Here is a 21,499-nt window from a genome sequence, read left to right on the forward strand (position 1 = left end):
TATGGCTATCGCCAACCTTCAAAATCAATACGCGTCTATCGCCGAATTTATTGACGAGCAATGCTGGAAAGCACGCTTTTATCCTGGAACCTGGCAATCGGCCGAGCACGAAATGCAGGTGAATGAGCCTGCCACCGGTGAGCGTCTGGCAACCGTAGGGATTGCCGGTGCGGCGGACGTTGCCCGCGCTGGGCTGCGCGCCAGGCAAGCCCAGTCGGGTTGGGCGGCCACGCCTTTCGATCAGCGCGCGGCGATACTGCGAGAGGCGGCGCGACTTCTGCAGCAGGAAGCCGAGAGCTTCATCGAATGGAATATCCGTGAGTGTGGCGGCGCTCGTTTCAAAGCCGAGTGGGAGCTCAATGTTTGCGTCGAGCAGTTGCAGATGGCCGCTGCCATGCCAATGCAAGCCAATGGCGAAGTGTTCCCCTCGAGCATGCCAGGGCGAACCAATATCTGGCGTCGGGTGCCGATGGGGGTCGTTGCCGTCATCTCTCCCTGGAATTTCCCGTTGCTGTTGTCCTTGCGCTCGATTGCGCCGGCGCTCGCCCTGGGTAATGCGGTGCTACTCAAACCCTCGGAATTCAGCAGCGTGACCGGCGGTCTGCTGCTGGCACGCTTGTTCGAACTGGCGGGTGTGCCGCAAGGGGTGTTCCAGGTGCTTCCCGGTCTTGCAGAAACCGGTTCTGCACTGGTCAGCGACCCTTCAGTGAAGATGATTGCCTTCACCGGTTCGACGGCTGTGGGGCGCAGGATTGCCGAAACCTGCGGCGCACTGCTCAAGCGGTGTTCGCTGGAACTGGGAGGCAACAATGCCCTGATCGTTTGCCCTGACGCAGACCTCAATGCGGCCAGCTCGTCAGGTGCCTGGGGCTCGTTCCTGCACCAAGGGCAGATCTGCATGCAGGCAGGAAGGCACATTGTCCATCGCAGAGTGGCCGCAGCCTACACCGAGAAACTCAGGGAAAGGGCAGAGCGTCTTGCCTGTGGGAACCCCTTTACCCAAGCCGTGCAACTTGGACCACTGATCAACGCCCAGCAGCGCGACCGCGTACATGGCCTGGTACAAGACGCCATCGGCCAGGGCGCGACGTTGGTCACAGGAGGGGAATACCAGGATCTGTGTTACCGGCCAACCGTACTGATCGACGTTACGCCGGAAATGCCGGTGTTCAAGGACGAAATTTTCGGGCCGGTCGCGCCCATCGTCGTGTACGACGATATCGAGGAGGCCTTGGCGCTGGTCAATGCGTCGCCATACGGATTGGCGGTTGCCATTCATACCGCCAATGCCACGCGCGGCTATGAATGGGCAGGGCGTATTCACAGCGGCATGGTGCATGTGAACGACCAGACTGTTAACAACGAATTCCAGGTGCCTTTTGGCGGCATGGGGGCTTCCGGTTACGGCGGTCGTTACGGTGGCCCGGCGAACTTTGATGAGTTTACCGAGCGTCAGTGGGTCAGCCTGATGAACGATCCAGTCCAGTACCCGTTCTAGCGCGCTTTCCTGTCGCTTGGGGGGGCGGCGCAATCGCTGCGATGGCGCCCTTTATACAGCCCTTTATACAAATGCATGAGTGAGTCCGGCGAAGCCTTGCGCTATTTGCAGGGGTTCGGCTGTGCCCTGCATTTCAGTTTTTGCAGAACAACAATAAGAAAGGAAAATGCGTCATGAAAGCTTCTGTTCGTCTTGGTACTTTGGGCTCTTTGTTGACCTTCGTAATCGCTCCCGCAGTGAAGGCTGATGCCCTGGAGGACAGTCATCTCAACCTCGGCTTGCGCAACTTTTACGTCGACAGGGACTTCAAGCAGAGCAATGCCCCCAAGTCTCGTGTCGGCAGTTGGAGCCAGGGCTTCGATTTGCAATTCAAGTCGGGTTATACCGATGGCCCGATCCAGTTTGGCCTGGACGCCGCCGGACAGTTTGCCTATCGGCTCGATGGCGGTGAAGGGCGGGGGCCGGACACCGTGTTGCCCTTCGATAACAGCAAGGGCGAACCGGTTCGTGACTATGGTCGTGCCGGCCTGACCGCCAAAGTGCGGATGTCCAACACCGAAGTCCGCGTGGGCGAGCAACGCCCAACCTTGCCTGTGGCCTACATGGACGACTCCAGGCAGCTGGTCACCACCTTTGAAGGGGCAACCATTGAGTCCCGGGAGTGGTCGAAACTGACCTTGAACGCCGGTAGGTTCTGGAAGATTGCCACGCGCGAATCGTCCAATCGGGAGGACATCTTCCTGTTCGGTGACAGTCCTGCCCAGAGCAGCGACGGACTCAACTTCGCCGGTGCACGTTACGACTTTACCCCTGCGCTAAACGCCACCTATTACTTCGGTCAACTGGAAGACATCTACCAGCAACATTACCTCGGGCTCGCGTACACCTTGAATTTTAGGGACGGTTATAGCCTCAAGAACGATGTCCGTTACTACAACAGTCGCGAGGAGGGGAAGCAGCTGTCGGGTGACCTCGATAACCGATCGCTGGGCCTTATGACGGCGCTGAGAAAAGGAGGAAACACCTACACGCTCGCTTATCAACGCATGTTCGGTGACGACGCCTTTCCATTACTCAATGGCTACGCGCCGCAGCCTTATCTGGTGAACTGGTCGACCGTCGCTTTCTACAAAGCCAGCGAGCGCTCCTGGCAAGCGCGTTATGACTACGATTTCGCCGCGCTGGGTGTTCCGGGCCTCAAGTTCATGACCCGCTATCTACGCGGCGTCGACATCAACCGTGGAGCTAACCTTGCGGATAACGTCGAGAGCGAACGCAACTTCGTCATGTCTTATGTGGTTCAGAGTGGTCCGCTTCAAGGGCTGGGTTTCGAGGGGCGCAACATCAAGGTGAAGACGCGCTACGGTGCCGACTTCGATGAGAACCGGCTGATCACGACTTACACATGGAAGTTCTGGTAGGCATAACTGTGTTGTCGATCGGCAGATGATCGCCGGTTCTCCCGCGGGCTGCCGATCATCCCTTCACGAGGCTGCGCTTGATCCACTCGTAAAGGCTGGCGCCGTCTGCCGAAAGTTCACTGTTGGAGCGCCGGCACAGGTAGCACTGCCGGCCATCATCGACTTCCAGATCAAGAGTTTCACCAGCTCGCCACTGGCGACATGAGGCGCCACCAAGGGCTCGCGCAGCAGTGAGCAGCCAAGGCCGGTGAGGGTGGCGGTCAGCGCCAATTGGCCGTCCTCGAGTAACAAACCGTTGAGCGCCGTGGTGTTCGACCTCGACTACGGCCTGCCACGGGTCGATAGAGAGGGCGTCAGCCTCGGTCAGGCTCTACAGCAGATCGGCTATGCCGGCGCTCATCTAGTGGACGGCCAGGCGGTGCATGCGGCGTTCGAGCTGCATATCGAGCAGGGGCCGATCCTTGAGGCCCAGGGCTTGACCATCGGCGTGGTCACCGGTGCTCAGGGCCAGCGCTGGTATGAAGTCGAACTGATTGGGCGCAGCGCCCATGTGGGCCTGCAGCACAGCGTTAAACAGATCTTCCAGTACGCACCCATTGCCTTTGACAGCGAATGCGTCGAGGTGGTCCGGGCCTCCAGCGAAGCCTTGGGTTACAGCCATCGACCGATGATTTCCGGTGCCGGACACGACGCCTTCTACCTGAACCGCGTGGCACCGATAGCGATGATTTTCGTGCCTTGCGTGGACGGCCTCAGCCATAACGAAGCCGAGGAAATTCATCCCCATTGGGCCAAGGCCGGAGCCGACGTGCTGTTGCAGTCGATATTGGCCAAGGCTAGGGTCTGGCCGTCAAGGGGATAATCTTGCCCGTTTCGAGCGTTTGAAGTATCAGCATACTTGCCATGGTCTTCCACCTTGCGGGCAAAACCCGATGCTCTAGAAAGGCTGCTGCCAATACCTTCAAGCCTTGGCGATTTTGGACAGCACTTTGATGGAGCGCACGCTACGACCGGACTCGATCTGCGACAGCATTGCCCGGCTCACACCGCACTGCCGGGCCAAGGCGTCGAGAGTCTTTTGCCACTAACCAGTCGAGATACCTGCGCAGTCGAAAGTCCAGGGCATTAGCCGTGACGGTGAAACTTCCAGTCTCCTCGACTCGGACAAATAATCTCATGCAGTTATGCAAGTCCATAGTTTTCCCAACGGTGCAGACTGTTGCGTCTTTTGTAAGGCTGTATCAATTAACGTCCCCTTTATCGAAACCAACACAGGATTAGAATTGAGCCATCACCAAATGAGAGGAGAAGACACGATGAAAATTTTACTCGGCGTAATTCTGGCGATCACTGCTACTGCAGCGATGGCAGCCAACGAACCTGTAGATCAGTATCGCGGTGACCAAAATCTGGACATCGCCAAAGTGATTTCTGTAACACCAACGTCAACGGCTTGTGACGTGGTACCTGCAACGATGGTCTACATCGACCATCAGGGCGAAACCCATAGCGTGACGTATCAGGTGATGGGCACCTGCTCAGGCGCTTAACGTATTGAACAGCCCCACTTTTCAAGTGACCATTCGGGTTGCTTGTGTCGCTAATTCATGGAAGCTCGCTAACCACTGCATGATGCACTCCATGACTTCGACCCTTGCTATGGCGCTGCTACCCACACAGTTCACCCAATGACTGTAGCGCAGTCTCGTCCGTTGTCATGCCCAGCCGAGTCGAATCGGTTAGCAGTTCGATCCCTTGATGCGTGTTGTCTGCCGGCTTCTCCAAACCGGTAGCTATCTGACGAATCTGAAAGCTGGAGTCTGCAGTTTGTCGAGATAGATTTCGAACTTCATCTGCGACAACAGCAAATCCACGACCATGATCGCCTCCTGCGATCTCTAATGAGACTGTGGGCTGTCGGTGATAGAGCACTGTTACGACCAGCAGCAAAATGTTGATGGGGGCTGCATACAACAACTTAACGCTGTCGAATTCAACCATCAGAAAGACGCCCGCACCCGCTAATACCATTAGCAATGCACCCCAAACCTTGCAGGTCATAACCGAACAACATGCTCTTGTCGACCAATGGATTATTCAAATCAAAGAGTCGGCCACTCTTGGGATGAAATCCTCCGATACCGCGCGCTAAAACAAGTGTCGAGCAGATCGACTAGCTGTTCAATGATTTCAATCACATCCTGGCCAGGGCCGAAACATGCCTTGACCCCTAAATCCAGCAATCGACGCGCGTCAGCATCTGGAATGATTCCCCCCACAACCATCGGTATGTCGAGCTTGCGTTCGCCCAACAGATCTATCAGCTCAGTGAGTAACTCGTTGTGTGCCCCAGCCAGACTCGAAATACCAACCAGATCCACCTGGTTTTCTTCATCCAGTGATTCCAGTAACCGAACCGGCGTCTGGAACATGGGGAGAAGGCGCACCTCGAAACCGGCATCGGCCAGCGCTGCGGCGATCAGCCGAATTCCGCGGTCATGCCCATCCTGGCCCAGCTTGGTCAGCAGAACCCTGGGCGGACGGCCATGGTCAGCGACAAAGGTCGAGATGCGCCCGCATACCTGCGTCCAGTCCGGGCGCTCACTCACAGCCGGTCCATAGTGACCTGCGCGAAAATCCAGGTCCTGCCTGAAGCGTGGCCATACCTTTTCCAGTGCCTGGGTACATTCACCCAGCGTCGCCCGCGCCCTGATCGCAGCCACGGTTGCCGCCAGCAGGTTGCCCTGACCCGAGCGTGCGCACTCGGTTATCGCTTGCAACAGGGTTTCAACCCGTGGGGTGTCGCGTGTCAGGCGCAATCGGCTGAGACGTCGACACTGTCGGGCGCGCAGTGCCTGACTGTCCATTGCCAACGCTGCTTCCTCCACAGCTTGCGCCTGTGCACTTGAAGCAACACGCCGCTGAATACCGCCATCAAGTCGGGCCTCGGTCGCCATGGCCTGAAGATGGATGGCCTGGCTGATCCAGCCGGACTCTATTGACTGGAGCATCCCGCCCTGGGCATCAATCTCAGTCATCCGTTGGCGAACCTGCTGAGCCATTTGTGCCGTCAGGGATTCCATCATGTAGGACCCGGCCCAGGGATCGACCACATCACAGAGCCCGGTTTCCTGCTGAAGGATATGTTGGGTATTGCTGGCCAGCCTTGCCGACTCCTCACTGGGTAGCGTCAACGCCTCGTCCCAGGCATTGGTATGCAGCGACTGGGTACCGCCGAATACCGCTGCCATGGCCTGGACTGTTGTACGCGTGACATTGTTGAGTGGATCCTGAGCGCAGAGCGACCAGCCTGATGTCTGGCAGTGCATGCGCAGTGCCTGGCCTTTCTCACTCCGCACGCCCAGTTTCCGGGTGATCTCGAACCAGAGCAAACGGGCCGCACGACATTTGGCGACTTCGGTGAAAAAGTCGCTGCCTATGCCGAAGAAAAAACTGATTCGTTCACAGAATCTTTGCAGATTCAGGCCGCTGTTTTGCACGTGCTCGGCATAGGTCCTGGCGTTGACCAGCGTCAGTGCCAGCTCCAGTACAGCATCTGCACCAGCTTCCTGGAAGTGATACCCGGACACCGAAATCGGGTTGAATCGCGGCAGGTGTTCACCTAAGTAGCCAATAACATCCGTGGTTATACGCATAGAGGGTTGCGGCGCAAAAATGTAGGTGTTGCGCACCGTGAACTCTTTGAGAATATCGTTCTGGATAGTGCCACTGAGTCGCTCTGAAGCGACGCCGGATTCTTCGGCGGCGACGATAAAGGCCGCCAGCACGGGCAGCACTGCGCCGTTCATGGTCAGCGACACCGACACCTCATCCAAGGAAATGCCGTCCAGCAGTTCAGCCATGTCCTCTACGCTATCAATGGCGACGCCTGCCTTGCCGACATCGGCCTGCCATTGAGGATTACTGGAGTCGTAGCCGCGATGCGTCGGCAAGTCGAAGGCCAGTGATAAGCCCGTTGCGCCCTCGGCCAAACGTTGCCGCAGGCGCTGGTTGCTCGCGTCCGCTCCCGAGAACCCAGTGTACTGACGCACGGTCCAGGGTTTTTCCGGGTACATGCTCGAGTAGGGCCCGCGCACAAAGGGCGCTTTGCCTGGCAGGCTATGCAGGTGTTCAAGACAGTCCAGGTCACTGCTGTGATACACCGACTTGAGTCGCAGGCCTTCGGGCCGCCAGAGAGGAGGATGGCTCATGGTCGGCTGCAGTCCGAGAGATGGATTTTCCGGGTGAAAACGTCAGCCAGTTTGAAGAGATCGCTGCGCCGATAAACTTCACACCAGTGCAATTCGCGATTGGCTGGCTGACCAGGGTGCAGTCTGAGCTGCAAGCTGTCGTTGATATTGAGATTGCCGTAGAAATGCAGCTCGCGCCGACGAATGTGACCGGGGCGGCGCAATCCCAATAGGGCCCATTCCGCACGCTCGACCATGGCCTGGAAGTTGGCGAAGTACAGCAGGTTGGCACCGTTGAAGTCGACATCGGGGCAGGGCGTAAAATCGAACAGACGCGCCGCTTCACCTGATTGACGATCAATGCCGTAATGACGGTGCCAGTCGCCGGTGCGTATTCTCCGGCTGTCGGCATGCAGTTCATGCAACACGTCAGGTGGCTGCGTCACGGGTGCCTGAGAGCCCCTGAGACACGCTTTGTTGACACTGCGATTGTCGCCCGGCACATGCCGGCTGACGAAGGTCGACAGCAATGCCAGTTGCCCCACGAGGCGGTCGCCAAGTCTGACCTCATGCTCGCTGTAATGCCGGGCCTGCCCACCACGTCCGATCCGGGTATGGATCTGGAACGGGCGGTTCTCGACGATGGCTTCCAGCTTCAAGTCCCACATTTTTACGGCGGTGAACGCGGCATAGGCGATGCGCCCCTGCTCATCGACGAAATCAGGCAGAGGCCGGTTATGTAATTGGGCCAATGCGAGCCAATGTTGATGACCACATTCTTTCAATAACCAGTTTTCAGAAAGGCCGGTGAAGGCCAGATTGGGCATCGAAGCCAGGTAGGTTTCTTGGCGTGTGACGGTGAAAGCAGAGGTTGTCGGCATGGTAGGCATCCGTGATCTGCTGTTATCGATGGCCCACTTGGCTTATCGGTTGCAGTACTCAGGAGCGAAGGTCGTGCCAGCTTTTTACAGTTTTTTATGCGCGAGCTAACTATTTGATAATAAATAACATTTTTGTCTTATTTGGTTCTGCGGGGCGTCACTTGCGATGTAGTAGAACTACGCAATTGCATAAAAATACGAATATTCGTAGAGGGTTTCACGAGATTGCGTGGTCATGCTTGTGCCATAACCAGCAACCCGGTCGAATCATTCCTCCAGCTTGATCTCCAGCCGCTTGAACCTTGAAGCCAATGTCGTAGGTTTGAGGCCCAGCAGTTCGGCTGCTCCACCTTTGCCAAACAGTTTGCCGTCGGCGGCCTTGAGCGCGGCCTGCATGTTGTTGCGCTCCAGCTCGCGAAACTGGGCGTCAGTCATGATCGTGGACGAGGAGGAGGGCAATTGGGTGGCTGGGAGATTGGTTTTCGGCTCCTCGGGCAGGTCGAGGTTCAGGTCGGCACCGTTCGAGGTGATCAAGGCGCGCTCGATGACGTTTTGCAGCTCGCGGATATTTCCCGGCCAGGAGTAGTTCTGCAGTCGTTCGATATCCGCGTTGCGCAGACGACGTCCGGGCATGTTCAGGCGCTTGCCAGTCTGCTTGAGGAAATGCGCGGCGAGGGGCGCGATGTCCATGGGGCGATCACGTAGTGCGGGGGACTGGATAGGGAAAACGTTGAGCCGGAAATACAGATCTTCGCGAAAATGCCTGGCTGCGACTTCCTGGCGCAGGTCGCGGTTGGTCGCAGCAATGATCCGCACATCGACCTTGCGGGTACGTTCTTCACCGACCCGCTCGAACTGGCCCTCCTGCAAAACCCGCAGCAGTTTGCTTTGCAGTTCCAGCGGGATTTCGCCGATTTCGTCGAGAAACAGCGTGCCGCCATCGGCCAGCTCGAAGCGCCCGACACGATCGCGAACGGCGCCGGTAAAGGCGCCGCGGATATGCCCGAAGAACTCGCTTTCGAACAGTTCGGTGGGAATCGCCGCGCAGTTGACCCGGATCAGCGGGCTGGCGTTGCGGCGGCTGGCCTGATGGATCGCACGGGCGATCAGCTCCTTGCCGGTGCCAGACTCGCCGTTGATCAGCACGCTGGCGTCGGTGGGGGCGACCACGTCGATCTGCTTGATGATCTTCAGGATCGGCTCGCTCTGACCGACGATCTCGCGGAAGTTGTGTTCAATGTGAATCTCTTCCTGCAAGTAGGCGTTTTGCTCCTCCAGGCGTTGCTTGAGGACTTTCAACTCTTCCAAAGCGTTTTGCAGTTGGTTCTCTGTGTTGCGCCGTTCGGTGATATCCCGAAATACCACTACTGCACCTGCGATGCGGCCGTCGGAAATCACCGGCGTGCTCGTGAACTCTACTGGAAACGAGCTGCCGTCTCGGCGCCAGAACACCTCCTGACGCCCTTCATGGACTACCCCGTCATGCACGGCTTTGTAGATCGGGCAATCCTCCACCGGGTAGTGACTTCCATCGGCGTGGGTGTGGTGGTGAATGCGGTGGATGTTCTTGCCGATCATGTCTTGCGGTTCCCAGCCGAGCATTCGCGCCCCGGCGGGGTTGACGAAGGTGGCCAGACCGTCGCTGTTGATGCTGTAGATGCCGTCGCCCACCGAGCTGAGCAGCAGTTGGTTGTCGCGTTCGGTTTCCTGGAACAGGTTGAGAATGTTGCGCCATTCGATCAGTCCGCCGCGCATGGTGCGCTCGGTATGGGCCTGGTCGCGCTGGTATTTCTCATGGCTCAGCTCGCGTAGCACCAGAATAAGATGCTGCTCACCCTTGATCTGCAAGGTGGTGGCGGAGATCTCCAGCTCGATGCGTTCGCCGGTCTTGCAGTTGCAGCTCAGCTCTTCGGTCCAGCCGCGACCTTTGTCCATCACAGCTTGGGTGAACACGATCAGGTCCGCCAGTTGATGGCCGAACAGTTTGCTCACCGGCAACTCCAGCAACTCCTGGCGCGGGTAGCCCAGCAGCTTGCAGGCGGCGATGTTCAGGTCGCCCAGTCGATCGGAAAACGGATTGAGCAGGGCAATGGCCTCAGCGCAATGCTCGAACACCATATGTCTTGAGGAGTAGGCCAGGTCGGCCCAGCCGCTGAGGGAATCTGTTTCGTTCATGGGTACGAAATCTCGTGATTGGCCGCTACGAATGTTCGTATTTCTACGGGAATGCGTGATTCACCGATAGCATCAGATGCGTTATAAAAAACCGGATCAGATAAGTATCTTTAACCTAATCAATAACTTAGCTTTTAACGAAAATTAATTTTATTTCCTGGCACGGCGTTCGCTCTATCTCCTGCAACCCGGCAGCCAACTCAGGCCGCCGTTAAAGCACGAAGAAACTGGAGAGCGACACTATGCCAACCGTGGATATTCCCCATTACAAAGACGGCGACTTCCTGGTCAATTACGAAGAGAAAGTCTTCGAGGACGTCAAAGCCGAGCCCGGCGAGAAAGTCCTGATCACCTTCCACACCATCGCCTTCGAGGGCTCCATCGGCCTGGTCAATATGCTTCAGGCTAAGCGACTGCTGCGCAAGGGCTTCGAAACCAAGATTCTGCTGTACGGACCTGGCGTGCAACTGGGTGTGCAGCGAGGTTTCCCGACCCTGGGCGCCGAAGCTTTCCCCGGCCACCTGGCGGTGAACAAGCAGATCATTCAGTTCATGGAGGAGGGCGGTGAGGTTTACGCCTGTCGCTTTGCCCTGCAAGCCCTTTATGGCCAGACCGAAAAGGCCTTGATCGAAGGCATCCGTCCAATCAATCCGCTGGACGTGATGGACCTGCGCCTGCTGATGCGCCGTGAAGGCGCAATGATCATCGATACCTGGACGGCCTAAGCGTCTGCCGGAGCAAGCACCCACTTGCTCCGGTCGCCCTCAATTTTTCAGGAGTCAGGTATGCCGATTATCAAAGCCGCTGCCGTGCAAATCAGCCCGGTGCTTTACAGCCGCGAAGGCACCGTGGACAAGGTCTGCCAACAGATCATCGACCTCGGTCGGCAAGGCGTGCAGTTCGCCGTCTTTCCAGAAACGGTGGTGCCTTACTACCCGTACTTTTCGTTTGTGCAGCCGGCCTTTGCCATGGGCGCACAGCACCTAAAGTTGCTGGATCAATCGGTGACAGTGCCGTCGGCCGCCACCTTGGCCATCGGTGAAGCCTGCAAGCAAGCAGGGATGGTGGTGTCCATCGGCGTCAACGAACGCGATGGCGGTACGATCTACAACGCGCAATTACTCTTCAATGCCGATGGCAGCCTGATTCAGCATCGACGCAAAATCACCCCAACCTATCACGAACGCATGGTCTGGGGGCAAGGCGATGGTTCCGGCCTGCGCGCCATCGACAGCGCAGTAGGGCGCATTGGCTCCCTGGCCTGTTGGGAGCATTACAACCCGCTGGCTCGTTATGCCTTGATGGCCGATGGCGAACATATCCATGCCGCGATGTTTCCGGGATCCCTGGTAGGCGACATTTTCGCCGAGCAGATTGAAGTCACTATTCGCCATCACGCCCTGGAGTCCGGTTGCTTCGTGGTTAACGCCACCGCCTGGCTGGACGCCGATCAGCAGGGCCAAATCATGCAAGACACCGGTTGCGGCCTCGGCCCGATCTCGGGTGGCTGTTTCACCGCCGTCGTTTCCCCTGAAGGCAAATTGCTCGGTGAACCGCTGCGTTCCGGTGAAGGGGTGGTGATTGCCGATCTCGATTTGGCACTGATCGATAAGCGTAAACGGATGATGGATTCGGTTGGGCATTACAGTCGTCCGGAACTGCTCAGTCTGTTGATCGACCGCACGCCCACTGCGCATGTGCATGAACGCAGTGCACACCTTGTGGCGGTCGCCGCCGAGGAGTTCGATTATGCAAACCAATGAACTGCTCGCCGAACTGCAATGCCACGGCGTGCGTTGGCCTGCTGCGCAAAACGGCTTGTCTCGACAAGGCGGAGCGGGGCCGTCAGACCACAAGGCGCTGAGTTCCGGTAGCCGGACCATGATGGTGCCGATCCTCAATCAGGCCTCGCAGGACTCGCCCTATCAGGCGCAACCCAGCACCGATGGCAGCCAGGCGCTGATCTTTCGCGAAGGTCTGCAGGTCGGTCAGGTGCAGATGCCCGGTGTGCCGAAGTTCTATGGCTTGAGCACCGCTGACGGCATTCCCTACTGGAAAATCGCCACCCTGCACAGCCGCGATGTGCTCGCCACAACGGTGTTGCAACACTGCATACGCTTCAATGATCGCGGCACCTCCTGCCAGTTCTGTGCCATCGGCCAGTCACTGGCGGCCGGTAAAACCATCGCCCGAAAACGTCCGCAACAATTGGCTGAAGTGGCGAAAGCCGCGGTGGAACTGGATGGCGTCAAGCACATGGTGATGACCACCGGCACGCCGCAAACCCCGGATCGTGGTGCGGCGATTCTGTGTGAATCCGCCGCTGCGGTGACGGCCGCGGTCGATTTACCGATTCAGGCCCAGTGCGAGCCGCCGGACGACGACCGCTGGTTTCAGCGTTTGGCCGACAGTGGTGTGGTGTCGTTGGGCATGCACCTGGAAGCGGTCACCGATGACGTGCGCCAACGGATTATGCCGGGCAAGGCCGAGGTTCCTCTGAGCCGTTATTTCGAGGCATTCAGCGCGGCGGTCGAAGTCTTCGGTCGGGGGCAGGTCAGTACCTACATCCTCGCCGGCCTGGGCGACAGCGAGGCGGCGATCAGTGAAATGAGTGAGCGGTTGTGCGCACTGGGTGTGTATCCGTTCGTGGTGCCGTTCGTGCCCATCGACGGCACGCCGTTGGCCCACCACCCCAAACCCGACAGCGCGATGATGGCTCGGCTGTATCCGCAGATTGGCGCCAGTTTGCGCCGTCACGGTTTGCACTCCGATCAGATCAACGCCGGCTGCGCTAAATGTGGCGCCTGCTCGGCGCTGAAAAGTTACGAATAAGCAGGCTTTGTCCTAGAGAGGGTTCACCATGTCCAACCTCGCGTTTGCTTTGGTCGACAGCACTTTCGAGCCGTTTCGCGCCGGCGAGCTGGTGGTCAAGCCAGCCAGCGAAAACTGGGAGAAACAGGCCTATTTTGCCCTGCGACGCTCGGTGTTCTCCGATGAGCAGCAACTGCTGGCGCAGGACAAGGACAGTCACGACTTTCAGGCCATCGCTATAGTCGCCCTGGCCGGCAATTGCGGTATGGCGGATCAGGTGGTCGGTGCCGTGCGCATCTATCAACCAGAGCCTGGGTTGTGGTTTGGCGGGCGCTTGTGTGTGGACCAGGCCTATCGGCGCCACAGCATGATCGGCAAGGCGTTGGTCAACGAAGCGGTGTCGCGAGCCAAGGAGCTGGGCTGCGAGATATTTCGCGCCACGGTGCAGGCACAGAACGAAAGGTACTTCCATGGTCTGCGCTGGCAAACCCTTGAACATATGGAGTTGCTTGGACGGCCTCATTGCCTGATGCAGGCACGGTTGTCGAGCTACCCATTGATGCAGCGCCAGGTCTCGCTGCGTGCGCTGAAGGTGGCCCGTCATGACTGAAACTCTTGACCTGTCGGCGCTGCTCGACACGTTGCGCTGTACTCCAGCGATGCGCGCAAAGCAGGCGATTCAGCAGCCTGCGGCCGTCATCGGCCAGGTAAAACAGGCACTGACTCGCGAGCAACTTTACGCGATGCCAGGCGATGACACGGCGGCCATTGCCTGTGGCGATCATTTCCAGTTGCTGGCCATCGAAGGCATGTTGCCGGCCTTCGTTCAGACCGCACCCTGGTTCGCCGGATGGTCGGCGGTCATGGCCAATGTCAGTGATATTGCGGCCATGGGCGGGCGCGCCACAGCGGTGGTCAATGCTTACTGGCATCACGATAACGCTGCGGCGCAGCAGGTGCTGGCCGGTATCCGTGCGGCTTGCGAAGCCTACGGTTTGCTGCTGGCCGGTGGGCATACCAGCCTCGCCGCTGGTAACCCGACCGCACTGGCGGTGGCGATCACCGGCATCGCTCACCAACTGCTGTCCACGCTGCACGTGGCTCCCGGTCAAGTCATCGCCATGGCGGTAGACCTTGAGGGGTATTGGCATGCCGACAGCACTTATTGGAAAGCCTTCGAAGGCGTGCCGGCCGAGCGCCTGCGCAGCAAGCTCGAAGTGCTGCCACGACTGGCCGAAGCCGGCTTGCTGCGGGCGGCCAAAGACATCAGCAATGCCGGGGTCCTAGGCAGCCTGCTGATGCTGCTGGAAACCACCGGCTGCGGCGCGACCATTGATCTGCAGGCCCTGCCATGCCCAGCAGATGCCGATCTTGAGCGCTGGCTGCGAGTGTTCCCCAGCTACGGCTTTGTGATGACCCTGGAGGGAGAGGACTGGAGCGAGGTCCAGGCCGCTTTCGCCTTCGAAGGTGTGCGTTGCGAACGCATCGGCCAGGTCAACGCCAGTGGCTCACTGCGGGTCCGCGCCGGTGAGCAGCACGATGAATTCTGGAATCTGCGCGAGCAGGCATTTACCGGCTTCAGCTACCCCCATCTCGATCTCAGCCCTTTGACACTCACCGAACAGGAGCACTGACATGCCCGCCGTCAACTTCAAGATCCGCTGGCCCAATGGCAAGGAAGCGACAGGCTATTCGCCGTCGACCGTGATTTATCAACACCTGGAAGAGGGGGCCAGTTACCCGCTCGCCGAGTTTCTGCTGCGCGTGGAGGCCGCCTTGAACAGCGCCTCGGAGCGGGTCAAGCAGGTCAAGGGCTTCTATTGCAGCTCGGCCATGGACACCTTGAGCTCGCTCAAGGGGCAGGCCAGTTATCTCGAAGGCGAGCTGTTCGAGACTGGTGAGGTGGACGTTCTCAGCATGCGTACCGAAGGCGTAGGCCAGGTGATTAGCGCGGGCTGGAGTTCGTTTTGATTCAACGGTCTTTCCCCTTCAACCCTTATTTTTTTCATTATGTTCCGGAGCACCCCATGGCTAGTCACCTCACTACAGTCAAACCTCCACACCACAGTGTGATCATCGTTGGCGGCGGTCAGGCCGGATTATCCGCCAGCTACTACCTGCAACAACAGGACATCGATCATCTGGTGTTGGAAAAGCACAGCCTGACCCACACCTGGCGCAACCAGCGCTGGGATGCTTTCAGTCTGGTAACGCCCAATTGGCAATGCGCTTTGCCGGGTTATACCTATACCGACGGCTTCAACGGCAGCGATCCTCACGGTTTCATGAAGAAGGATCAGATCAACGAGTACCTGGCCGGCTTCGTCAAATCGGTCAATGCCCCGGTCCGTGAAGGTGTCGCGGTGCAGCGCGTGGTCCCCCGAGCCGTTGGTGGTTTCGATATACACACCTCGCAAGGCGAGTTCACTGCCGATCAGGTGATTGTCGCGTCGGGCGGCTATCACACGCCGATCATCCCGCGCCTGGCCGAGCGTCTGCCAGCGGGCATCCATCAGATTCACTCCGAGCAATACCGCAACCCACAGGCTTTACCCGCTGGCAATATACTGGTGGTCGGTTCAGGGCAATCAGGCGCGCAGATCGCCGAGGACCTGCACCTGGCCGGGCGCAAGGTCTTTCTGGCGGTCGGCGACGCGCCGCGTTGCGCGCGCTTTTACCGTGGCAAGGACGTGGTCGATTGGCTGGCGGAAATGGGCTACTACGATATCGGCGTTGATACCCATCCGCTGCGTGAAGGCGTGCGCGACAACACCAACCACTACGTCACCGGCCGAGATGGGGGGCGCGATATCGACCTGCGCACTTTTGCTCGCGAAGGTATGGAATTATTTGGTCGTCTTGAGGGGTTGGAAGGCAATCGCTTGCAGTTTTCCTGCAACCTGGGCGAGAGCCTGGACAGCGCTGACGCGGTCTACAACCGGATCAACGCATCGATCGATAAATACATCGAGCAACACTCGATTGTCGCTCCAGCCGGTGAGCGTTATGAGTCGGTCTGGACGCCCGAGCAGGAGCGCAGTGAACTGGACCTGCAAGCGCAGGGCATCACCAGCATCATCTGGTGCATTGGCTTCACTCCAGATTTCGCTTGGGTAGAAGCCCCTGTGTTCAACGGTCGTGGTCATCCGGGCCACCAGCGTGGGGTCACGGCGCAGACGGGTTTGTACTTCCTCGGGTTGCCGTGGCTGTACACCTGGGGCTCCGGGCGTTTTTCCGGGGTCGCGCGGGATGCGCAGTATCTGGTCGAGCACATAGTCGATTCGCAGACGGAGTTGAATGCGCAGTTACGGCGCTCCGCTTCCAGGTAGGCAGAACCTGATACGTGTGGCTATTTCCGATCTGAGTATTGATGAGTCAGGTGTTGCTGACACCTGACTCATCAACTGTCAGCGCTTGTAAATTTTGATGAGAATAGTTGCCGTTATTTGAGCATCAAAACTGGCTTTTCCTCTGTATCTGATATGTATTTTTCGATCTTATCTGACTCTGTAATGCAGTCCAGTTTTAGAGGATATTTCTCAACAAAGGAGTGGCCTGTTCGAGCGTTGCATAACACTTGATCAGAGGCTTCGACCAGGGAGGGGCGAAGCGACGCAGCCTATGTTGTGCCCCTCATGGGTTGTGATGAAGCAGTGTTTCGCCACTTAACTTCCCCTGTTCCTCGTGTGCATAACGCCAATAAGCAGCATCCTGGTTGGGGGACCGATGGCACTGGTATTCCGCTCGCCGCTTTATCAGTCTGAGGATGTTCTATGTCAGCCCTAGAGGCGATTGATCTCGCCCGAATCCAATTCGCCTTTACCGTTTCCTTCCATATCATCTTTCCCGCCATCACTATTGGCCTGGCCAGTTATTTGGCGGTGCTCGAAGGCCTGTGGCTGAAGACTCGCGACGATACCTACCGTGACCTGTACCACTTCTGGTCGAAGATATTCGCGGTCAATTTCGGTATGGGCGTGGTCTCCGGCCTGGTCATGGCCTACCAGTTTGGGACCAACTGGAGTCGTTTCTCTGATTTTGCCGGTTCCATCACCGGGCCGCTGCTGACTTATGAGGTACTGACGGCATTCTTCCTGGAAGCCGGTTTCCTCGGCGTCATGCTGTTTGGCTGGAATCGTGTCGGCCGCAGGCTGCATTTCTTCGCCACGGTGATGGTGGCGATCGGCACCATCATCTCAACCTTCTGGATTCTGGCATCCAACAGCTGGATGCAGACGCCGCAAGGTTATGAAGTGGTCAATGGTCAGGTGGTCCCAGTGGACTGGTTTGCCGTGATCTTCAATCCTTCATTTCCTTACCGCTTGATGCATATGGCGACAGCTGCATTTGTCGCGACAGCCTTTTTTGTGGGTGCCTCTGCTGCCTGGCATCTGCTGCGCGGACGAAACAATCCGGCGATCCGCAGAATGTTGTCGATGGCGATGTGGATGGCGCTGATCGTCGCGCCGTTGCAGGCAGTGATTGGCGATATGCACGGACTCAATACCTTGAAGTATCAACCGGCGAAAATTGCAGCGATAGAAGGGCATTGGGAAAACGAAGGGAATGAACCAACGCCGCTGATCCTGTTTGGTCTGCCGGATATGAAAGCAGAAAAAACCCGTTTTGCGCTGGAAGTTCCTTACCTGGGTAGCTTGATTCTGACCCATAGCCTCGACAAACAGATCCCGGCATTGAAGTCATTCCCGCCTGAAGATCGTCCCAACTCCATGATCGTTTTCTGGACTTTCAGAGTGATGGCGGGTCTTGGAATGCTAATGATCGCAGTAGGCCTTTGGAGCCTGTGGCTGCGCAGCCGTGGCACGCTCTATCAGTGCCGCCCGTTCCTGTATCTAGCTTTGTGGATGGGGCCGTCGGGCTTGATCGCGTTGTTGGCAGGCTGGATTACGACTGAGGCGGGTCGTCAGCCGTGGGTGGTTTATGGCGTGATGCGTACTGCCGATGCGGTAGCCACACACAGTGTCCAGCAACTGAGTGCGACCCTGCTGATATTCGTGGTGGTTTATTTTGCACTGTTCGGTACGGGGCTTGGCTACATGATGCGCCTGGTAAGGAAAGGTCCTCAGGTTTATGCCGATCATGCACCTCATGGTGGTCCGGGGCAGTCACGCACACCCGCTCGGCCGCTTTCTGCCGCCGATGAGGAGAACTGAGTCATGGGAATTGATCTACCGCTCATTTGGGCAATCATCATTGTTTTCGGAATCATGATGTACGTGGTCATGGATGGCTTTGATCTGGGGATCGGGATTCTGTTTCCCTTTGTCAACAGCGAGAAAGACCGCGATGTCATGATGAACACGGTCGCCCCGGTATGGGACGGTAACGAAACCTGGCTGGTGCTCGGAGGAGCTGCACTGTTTGGCGCCTTTCCACTGGCTTACGCGGTTGTCCTGTCGGCGTTGTACCTACCCTTGGTACTGATGCTGGTGGGCTTGATATTCCGTGGCGTCGCCTTTGAGTTTCGTTTCAAGGCACGGGCCGAAAAACGCCATATTTGGAACAAGGCTTTCATCGGCGGCTCCTTGGTAGCGACTTTTTTCCAAGGTGTCGCCCTGGGTGCCTTCATCGACGGTTTTCCGGTGATAAATCGTACATACGCCGGTGCTGCCCTGGATTGGTTGACGCCGTTCAGTCTGTTCTGTGGCCTGGGGCTGGTGGTGGCTTATGCATTGCTCGGGTGCACATGGCTGATCATGAAGACCGAGGGCCGACTGCAAGAACAGATGCATGTGCTGGCCCGCCCGTTGGTCCTGGTTCTGCTAGCGGTGATTGCTGTGGTGAGTATCTGGACGCCGTTGGTGCACAGTGATATCGCCGGGCGCTGGTTCTCGATGCCCAACCTGTTGTGGTTTGCACCGGTGCCTATTCTGGTGGTGGTGACGGTTGGCATGCTTCTGCGTGCCATATCGCGTAACGCTCACTACGCACCGTTCCTGTTGACACTGGTCTTGGTATTCCTGGGTTACAGCGGATTGGGTATCAGCCTGTGGCCAAATATCATTCCGCCTTCTATCTCTATCGTTGAGGCCTCTGCACCCGCGCAAAGCCAAGGTTTTATGCTGGTGGGAGCGTTATTCATCCTGCCGTTCATTCTGGGATACACATTCTGGAGCTACTACGTGTTCCGCGGCAAAGTCCGCCATGAGGATGGTTACCACTAAATCAAAAGTGCTCGCCGAACGGAAGTTCGGCGAGCTTGAAGAGGCTGTGATGAGCAATCGAAACCGTTCGGTATCACGGCCATACAGGAGCAAACACTATGAAGACGAGTATTCTACTGATCCATGGCGCCTGGCAGGGGGCCTGGGTCTGGGAAGAGGTAACTGACCTGTTGGAGCATCGAGGGATCCAAGCGCGTGCGCTCGATCTTCCAGGTAGCGGCAATGATCAAACGCCCGTAACAAACGTGACGCTCGCGAGCTATGCCGAGGCAATTGTCGCTGAGGCTCGGGCAATGCAGTCAGGAAGACTGGTATTGGTCGGGCACAGCATGGGCGGCGCTGCCATTACTGCCGCTGCGTCGCTTGCGCCTGAGCTGTTCGCGCGGTTGATATATGTATGCGCCTTCCTGCCGCGATCCGGCGAGTCAGTGGCTTCTTTGGCCGCTGAAGGCCATTTACCTGACGGCGGCGGTCCCCAAATGGAAATGGTTGACAACGGAATAGCATCCCGACTGATTCCAAACAGCATCGCGGATACCTTCCTGAATGATTGTACGCAGGATGCGATTATCAAGGCCGTTCCGCGTTTTCGTCCTCAGGCTCTCAAGCCGATCATCACACCCGCGACTTGGACAGCGGACTTCGAGAACCTACCGAAGGACTATATCCAGTGCTGCAAGGACCGGGTACTTCACCCTGAGCTTCAGGCTCTCATGGCCGAACGTGCCGGAATCACCAATGTGTTTTCCCTGGAAAGCGGCCACGAGCCGTTTCTTTCCGTGCCTGGGGAGCTCGTTGACCTGCTGGTGTTGAGGGCTGCTACCGACGCGAACTAAGAGGTGACGAGAGTCGGCAATACACTGCGGGATAAAAAGGGAGGATTGATTCCAACCAATCCTGGCCGGCTTACCCAATCGTTTCAAGCCGATCTCACGCATGACAAAGCGTCCTTGAAATTCCCCCCAGGTGCGCACTGGTGATACAGGCCACGTTGGGAGAAACCCTGCATGCTCGCCAAGTCATGCTGAGTTTCGTCAGGCAATACTGCACCGTGTGACGCTGTAATCCGGGTGCGAGCGAGGTGTTGGGCTACTTGGCACCTCGTTCGTCATTCTGCATTCAGGAGTAAATCGATTGTTCAGCAACGTTCAACCCTATGCGGGCGACCCTATTTTGTCGCTGATGGAAAAATTCCAGAGCGATCCTCGCCCCACTAAAGTCAACCTGAGTATTGGTCTGTGTTACGACGATCACGCCAATGTAGTGAGTTTTGAGTCCGTGTCGCGTGCACAATCGGCTTTCTGTACCGAGGAGGCGGAGCCCTCCCTCTACTTACCTATGGAAGGACTGGACGTCTACCGAGGACATGTCCAATCGCTCTTGTTCGGTTCGACGCACCCAGCTGTTCTCCAAGGGCGGGTAGTCACAATCCAAACGGTGGGAGGATCGGGCGCGCTCAAGGTAGGGGCCGACTTTCTAAGGGACAATTTTCCTCGGTCGTCTGTTTGGGTCAGCGATCCTACCTGGGATAATCACCGGGCGATATTTGCCGGGGCCGGGCTCGCTGTGCACGGTTATCCCTACTTCGATCGAACCTCCGGCAAGGTTGACTTCGAGTCGATGATGCGGACCGTTCAGACGTTACCAGAGGGCAGTATTCTGCTCTTGCATCCCTGCTGCCATAATCCCACCGGGGCCGATCTTACCCACGATCAGTGGGATATTCTGGTGCCAGTCCTTGAGGCGCGTCGATTGATCGCTTTCCTGGATATTGCCTATCAGGGGCTCGGTGATGGTATGACTCAAGACAGTTATGCCATTCGCGCCATGGCGTCAGCTGGCGTGACCTGCGTAATCAGCAACTCTTTTTCCAAGACATTTTCACTTTATGGCGAAAGGGTCGGGGCCTTATCGGTGGTTTGCGACAACTCTGCTACAGCGCACAGGGTGCTTGGCCAGCTGAAAGCGACCGTAAGACGCAACTACTCCAGTCCGCCGCGATTCGGTGCTGAAATTGTCGCCAAGGTGCTGAGCGATCCCATTCTTCATGCGTTGTGGTTGCAAGAGGTAGAAGCAATACGTCTGCGCATCGCAAGTATGCGACAGATGTTGGCGGCACTCCTGACAGAAGCCTTGCCCGAACGCAGCTTCGATTTTTTCGTTCAGCAGAAGGGTATGTTCAGCTTTACCGGTCTCTCTCAATCGCAAGTGGAACGGTTGCGCGATGAATTTGGTGTTTATCTGATTGGCAGCGGTCGCATGTGTATGGCGGGGCTAAACGGGACTAACTTGCCTTGCGTTGCTCATGCGTTGATCGAGGTCTGGAAGGCGTGAAACC

At 57.5% G+C, this 21,499-nt stretch carries 18 protein-coding genes and 2 pseudogenes; 15 read left to right on the forward strand and 5 right to left on the reverse strand.

Going from position 1 to position 21,499, the window contains the following annotated elements; all coding sequences use genetic code 11:
* The first annotated feature begins 1 nt into the window (after position 1).
* From AC07VR_RS19880 to AC07VR_RS19890, 3 genes and pseudogenes are all read left to right on the forward strand, one after another.
* On the forward strand, positions 2-1,498 hold the full coding sequence (locus AC07VR_RS19880) for a benzaldehyde dehydrogenase (protein ID WP_495012281.1): 1,497 nt from the start codon (positions 2-4) through the stop codon (positions 1,496-1,498).
* 173 nt (positions 1,499-1,671) lie between these two features.
* Entirely contained in the window at positions 1,672-2,919 is a 1,248-nt protein-coding gene (locus tag AC07VR_RS19885; RefSeq protein ID WP_495012282.1) for an OprD family porin, read from the forward strand.
* 232 nt (positions 2,920-3,151) lie between these two features.
* Positions 3,152-3,781 (forward strand): annotated as a pseudogene (locus tag AC07VR_RS19890) (M20/M25/M40 family metallo-hydrolase); the annotation flags it as partial.
* A 52-nt stretch (positions 3,782-3,833) separates the two neighbouring features.
* Here AC07VR_RS19890 and AC07VR_RS19895 read toward each other — a convergent pair.
* A pseudogene (locus AC07VR_RS19895) lies at positions 3,834-3,994 on the reverse strand (helix-turn-helix domain-containing protein); the annotation flags it as partial.
* 241 nt (positions 3,995-4,235) lie between these two features.
* On the opposite strand from AC07VR_RS19895, the gene AC07VR_RS19900 reads away from it, so the two are divergent.
* On the forward strand, positions 4,236-4,469 hold the full coding sequence (locus AC07VR_RS19900; RefSeq protein ID WP_494991672.1) for a DUF2790 domain-containing protein: 234 nt from the start codon (positions 4,236-4,238) through the stop codon (positions 4,467-4,469).
* Between the two features lie 118 nt (positions 4,470-4,587).
* Here the strand turns inward: AC07VR_RS19900 and AC07VR_RS19905 are convergent, their stop codons facing one another.
* The 4 genes from AC07VR_RS19905 to AC07VR_RS19920 form a co-directional block, all read right to left on the reverse strand.
* A complete protein-coding gene (locus tag AC07VR_RS19905; protein ID WP_494991671.1) occupies positions 4,588-4,980 on the reverse strand; it encodes a methyl-accepting chemotaxis protein in 393 nt (130 codons plus the stop codon).
* Positions 4,981-5,021: 41 nt separating this feature from the next.
* Positions 5,022-7,130 carry a methylmalonyl-CoA mutase gene (scpA, locus tag AC07VR_RS19910; RefSeq protein WP_495012283.1) on the reverse strand — a complete coding sequence of 703 codons (2,109 nt, stop codon included), beginning with the start codon at positions 7,128-7,130 and terminating at the stop codon, positions 5,022-5,024.
* Positions 7,127-7,936 (reverse strand): Pnap_2097 family protein, encoded by an 810-nt coding sequence (locus AC07VR_RS19915; protein ID WP_495012284.1) that lies wholly within the window; start codon positions 7,934-7,936, stop codon positions 7,127-7,129. The genes scpA and AC07VR_RS19915 overlap by 4 nt, the downstream gene beginning before the upstream one ends.
* 321 nt (positions 7,937-8,257) lie before the next feature.
* Positions 8,258-10,165: a sigma 54-interacting transcriptional regulator gene (locus tag AC07VR_RS19920; RefSeq protein ID WP_495012285.1), complete on the reverse strand. Its 1,908-nt coding sequence runs from the start codon at positions 10,163-10,165 to the stop codon at positions 8,258-8,260.
* A gap of 242 nt (positions 10,166-10,407) precedes the next feature.
* On the opposite strand from AC07VR_RS19920, the gene AC07VR_RS19925 reads away from it, so the two are divergent.
* From AC07VR_RS19925 to AC07VR_RS19975, 11 genes are all read left to right on the forward strand, one after another.
* Positions 10,408-10,890: an MSMEG_0572/Sll0783 family nitrogen starvation response protein gene (locus AC07VR_RS19925; RefSeq protein WP_397452632.1), complete on the forward strand. Its 483-nt coding sequence runs from the start codon at positions 10,408-10,410 to the stop codon at positions 10,888-10,890.
* Between the two features lie 60 nt (positions 10,891-10,950).
* Complete coding sequence (locus AC07VR_RS19930; RefSeq protein WP_495012286.1) at positions 10,951-11,928, forward strand: Nit6803 family nitrilase; 978 nt, start codon at positions 10,951-10,953, stop codon at positions 11,926-11,928.
* Positions 11,915-12,997 carry an MSMEG_0568 family radical SAM protein gene (locus AC07VR_RS19935; RefSeq protein WP_495012287.1) on the forward strand — a complete coding sequence of 361 codons (1,083 nt, stop codon included), beginning with the start codon at positions 11,915-11,917 and terminating at the stop codon, positions 12,995-12,997. The genes AC07VR_RS19930 and AC07VR_RS19935 overlap by 14 nt, the downstream gene beginning before the upstream one ends.
* A gap of 28 nt (positions 12,998-13,025) precedes the next feature.
* A complete protein-coding gene (locus AC07VR_RS19940) occupies positions 13,026-13,586 on the forward strand; it encodes an MSMEG_0567/Sll0786 family nitrogen starvation N-acetyltransferase (RefSeq protein ID WP_495012288.1) in 561 nt (186 codons plus the stop codon).
* Positions 13,579-14,610, forward strand: coding sequence for a sll0787 family AIR synthase-like protein (locus tag AC07VR_RS19945; protein WP_495012289.1), 1,032 nt, complete (start codon positions 13,579-13,581; stop codon positions 14,608-14,610). The genes AC07VR_RS19940 and AC07VR_RS19945 overlap by 8 nt, the downstream gene beginning before the upstream one ends.
* Position 14,611: 1 nt before the next feature.
* The gene (locus AC07VR_RS19950; protein WP_494991663.1) at positions 14,612-14,947 is read left to right on the forward strand and encodes an MSMEG_0570 family nitrogen starvation response protein; all 336 of its coding nucleotides are present in this window, start codon (positions 14,612-14,614) and stop codon (positions 14,945-14,947) included.
* Positions 14,948-15,003: 56 nt separating this feature from the next.
* Positions 15,004-16,305, forward strand: a complete 1,302-nt coding sequence (locus tag AC07VR_RS19955) for an MSMEG_0569 family flavin-dependent oxidoreductase (protein ID WP_495012290.1) — start codon at positions 15,004-15,006, stop codon at positions 16,303-16,305.
* Between the two features lie 444 nt (positions 16,306-16,749).
* Positions 16,750-18,150, forward strand: a complete 1,401-nt coding sequence (locus AC07VR_RS19960) for a cytochrome ubiquinol oxidase subunit I (RefSeq protein WP_495012291.1) — start codon at positions 16,750-16,752, stop codon at positions 18,148-18,150.
* Positions 18,151-18,153: 3 nt separating this feature from the next.
* The gene (gene cydB / locus AC07VR_RS19965) at positions 18,154-19,161 is read left to right on the forward strand and encodes a cytochrome d ubiquinol oxidase subunit II (RefSeq protein ID WP_495012292.1); all 1,008 of its coding nucleotides are present in this window, start codon (positions 18,154-18,156) and stop codon (positions 19,159-19,161) included.
* A gap of 98 nt (positions 19,162-19,259) precedes the next feature.
* Entirely contained in the window at positions 19,260-19,997 is a 738-nt protein-coding gene (locus tag AC07VR_RS19970) for an alpha/beta fold hydrolase (protein WP_495012293.1), read from the forward strand.
* A gap of 298 nt (positions 19,998-20,295) precedes the next feature.
* Complete coding sequence (locus tag AC07VR_RS19975; protein ID WP_495012294.1) at positions 20,296-21,495, forward strand: amino acid aminotransferase; 1,200 nt, start codon at positions 20,296-20,298, stop codon at positions 21,493-21,495.
* Positions 21,496-21,499 lie beyond the last annotated feature (4 nt).

Source organism: Pseudomonas sp. GW821-FHT02H09 (assembly GCF_059421425.1).

Bases quoted from the DNA above. Each gene is read 5' to 3' on its own strand.
- AC07VR_RS19915 (WP_495012284.1), bottom strand. From the start codon at position 7,936: ATGCCCAATCTGGCCTTCACCGGCCTTTCTGAAAACTGGTTATTGAAA.
- AC07VR_RS19900 (WP_494991672.1), top strand. From the start codon at position 4,236: ATGAAAATTTTACTCGGCGTAATTCTGGCGATCACTGCTACTGCAGCG.
- AC07VR_RS19925 (WP_397452632.1), top strand. From the start codon at position 10,408: ATGCCAACCGTGGATATTCCCCATTACAAAGACGGCGACTTCCTGGTC.
- AC07VR_RS19950 (WP_494991663.1), top strand. From the start codon at position 14,612: ATGCCCGCCGTCAACTTCAAGATCCGCTGGCCCAATGGCAAGGAAGCG.
- AC07VR_RS19920 (WP_495012285.1), bottom strand. From the start codon at position 10,165: ATGAACGAAACAGATTCCCTCAGCGGCTGGGCCGACCTGGCCTACTCC.
- AC07VR_RS19955 (WP_495012290.1), top strand. From the start codon at position 15,004: ATGGCTAGTCACCTCACTACAGTCAAACCTCCACACCACAGTGTGATC.
- AC07VR_RS19935 (WP_495012287.1), top strand. From the start codon at position 11,915: ATGCAAACCAATGAACTGCTCGCCGAACTGCAATGCCACGGCGTGCGT.
- AC07VR_RS19880 (WP_495012281.1), top strand. From the start codon at position 2: ATGGCTATCGCCAACCTTCAAAATCAATACGCGTCTATCGCCGAATTT.
- AC07VR_RS19930 (WP_495012286.1), top strand. From the start codon at position 10,951: ATGCCGATTATCAAAGCCGCTGCCGTGCAAATCAGCCCGGTGCTTTAC.
- AC07VR_RS19960 (WP_495012291.1), top strand. From the start codon at position 16,750: ATGTCAGCCCTAGAGGCGATTGATCTCGCCCGAATCCAATTCGCCTTT.
- cydB (WP_495012292.1), top strand. From the start codon at position 18,154: ATGGGAATTGATCTACCGCTCATTTGGGCAATCATCATTGTTTTCGGA.
- AC07VR_RS19970 (WP_495012293.1), top strand. From the start codon at position 19,260: ATGAAGACGAGTATTCTACTGATCCATGGCGCCTGGCAGGGGGCCTGG.
- AC07VR_RS19905 (WP_494991671.1), bottom strand. From the start codon at position 4,980: ATGACCTGCAAGGTTTGGGGTGCATTGCTAATGGTATTAGCGGGTGCG.
- AC07VR_RS19885 (WP_495012282.1), top strand. From the start codon at position 1,672: ATGAAAGCTTCTGTTCGTCTTGGTACTTTGGGCTCTTTGTTGACCTTC.
- AC07VR_RS19940 (WP_495012288.1), top strand. From the start codon at position 13,026: ATGTCCAACCTCGCGTTTGCTTTGGTCGACAGCACTTTCGAGCCGTTT.
- scpA (WP_495012283.1), bottom strand. From the start codon at position 7,130: ATGAGCCATCCTCCTCTCTGGCGGCCCGAAGGCCTGCGACTCAAGTCG.
- AC07VR_RS19945 (WP_495012289.1), top strand. From the start codon at position 13,579: ATGACTGAAACTCTTGACCTGTCGGCGCTGCTCGACACGTTGCGCTGT.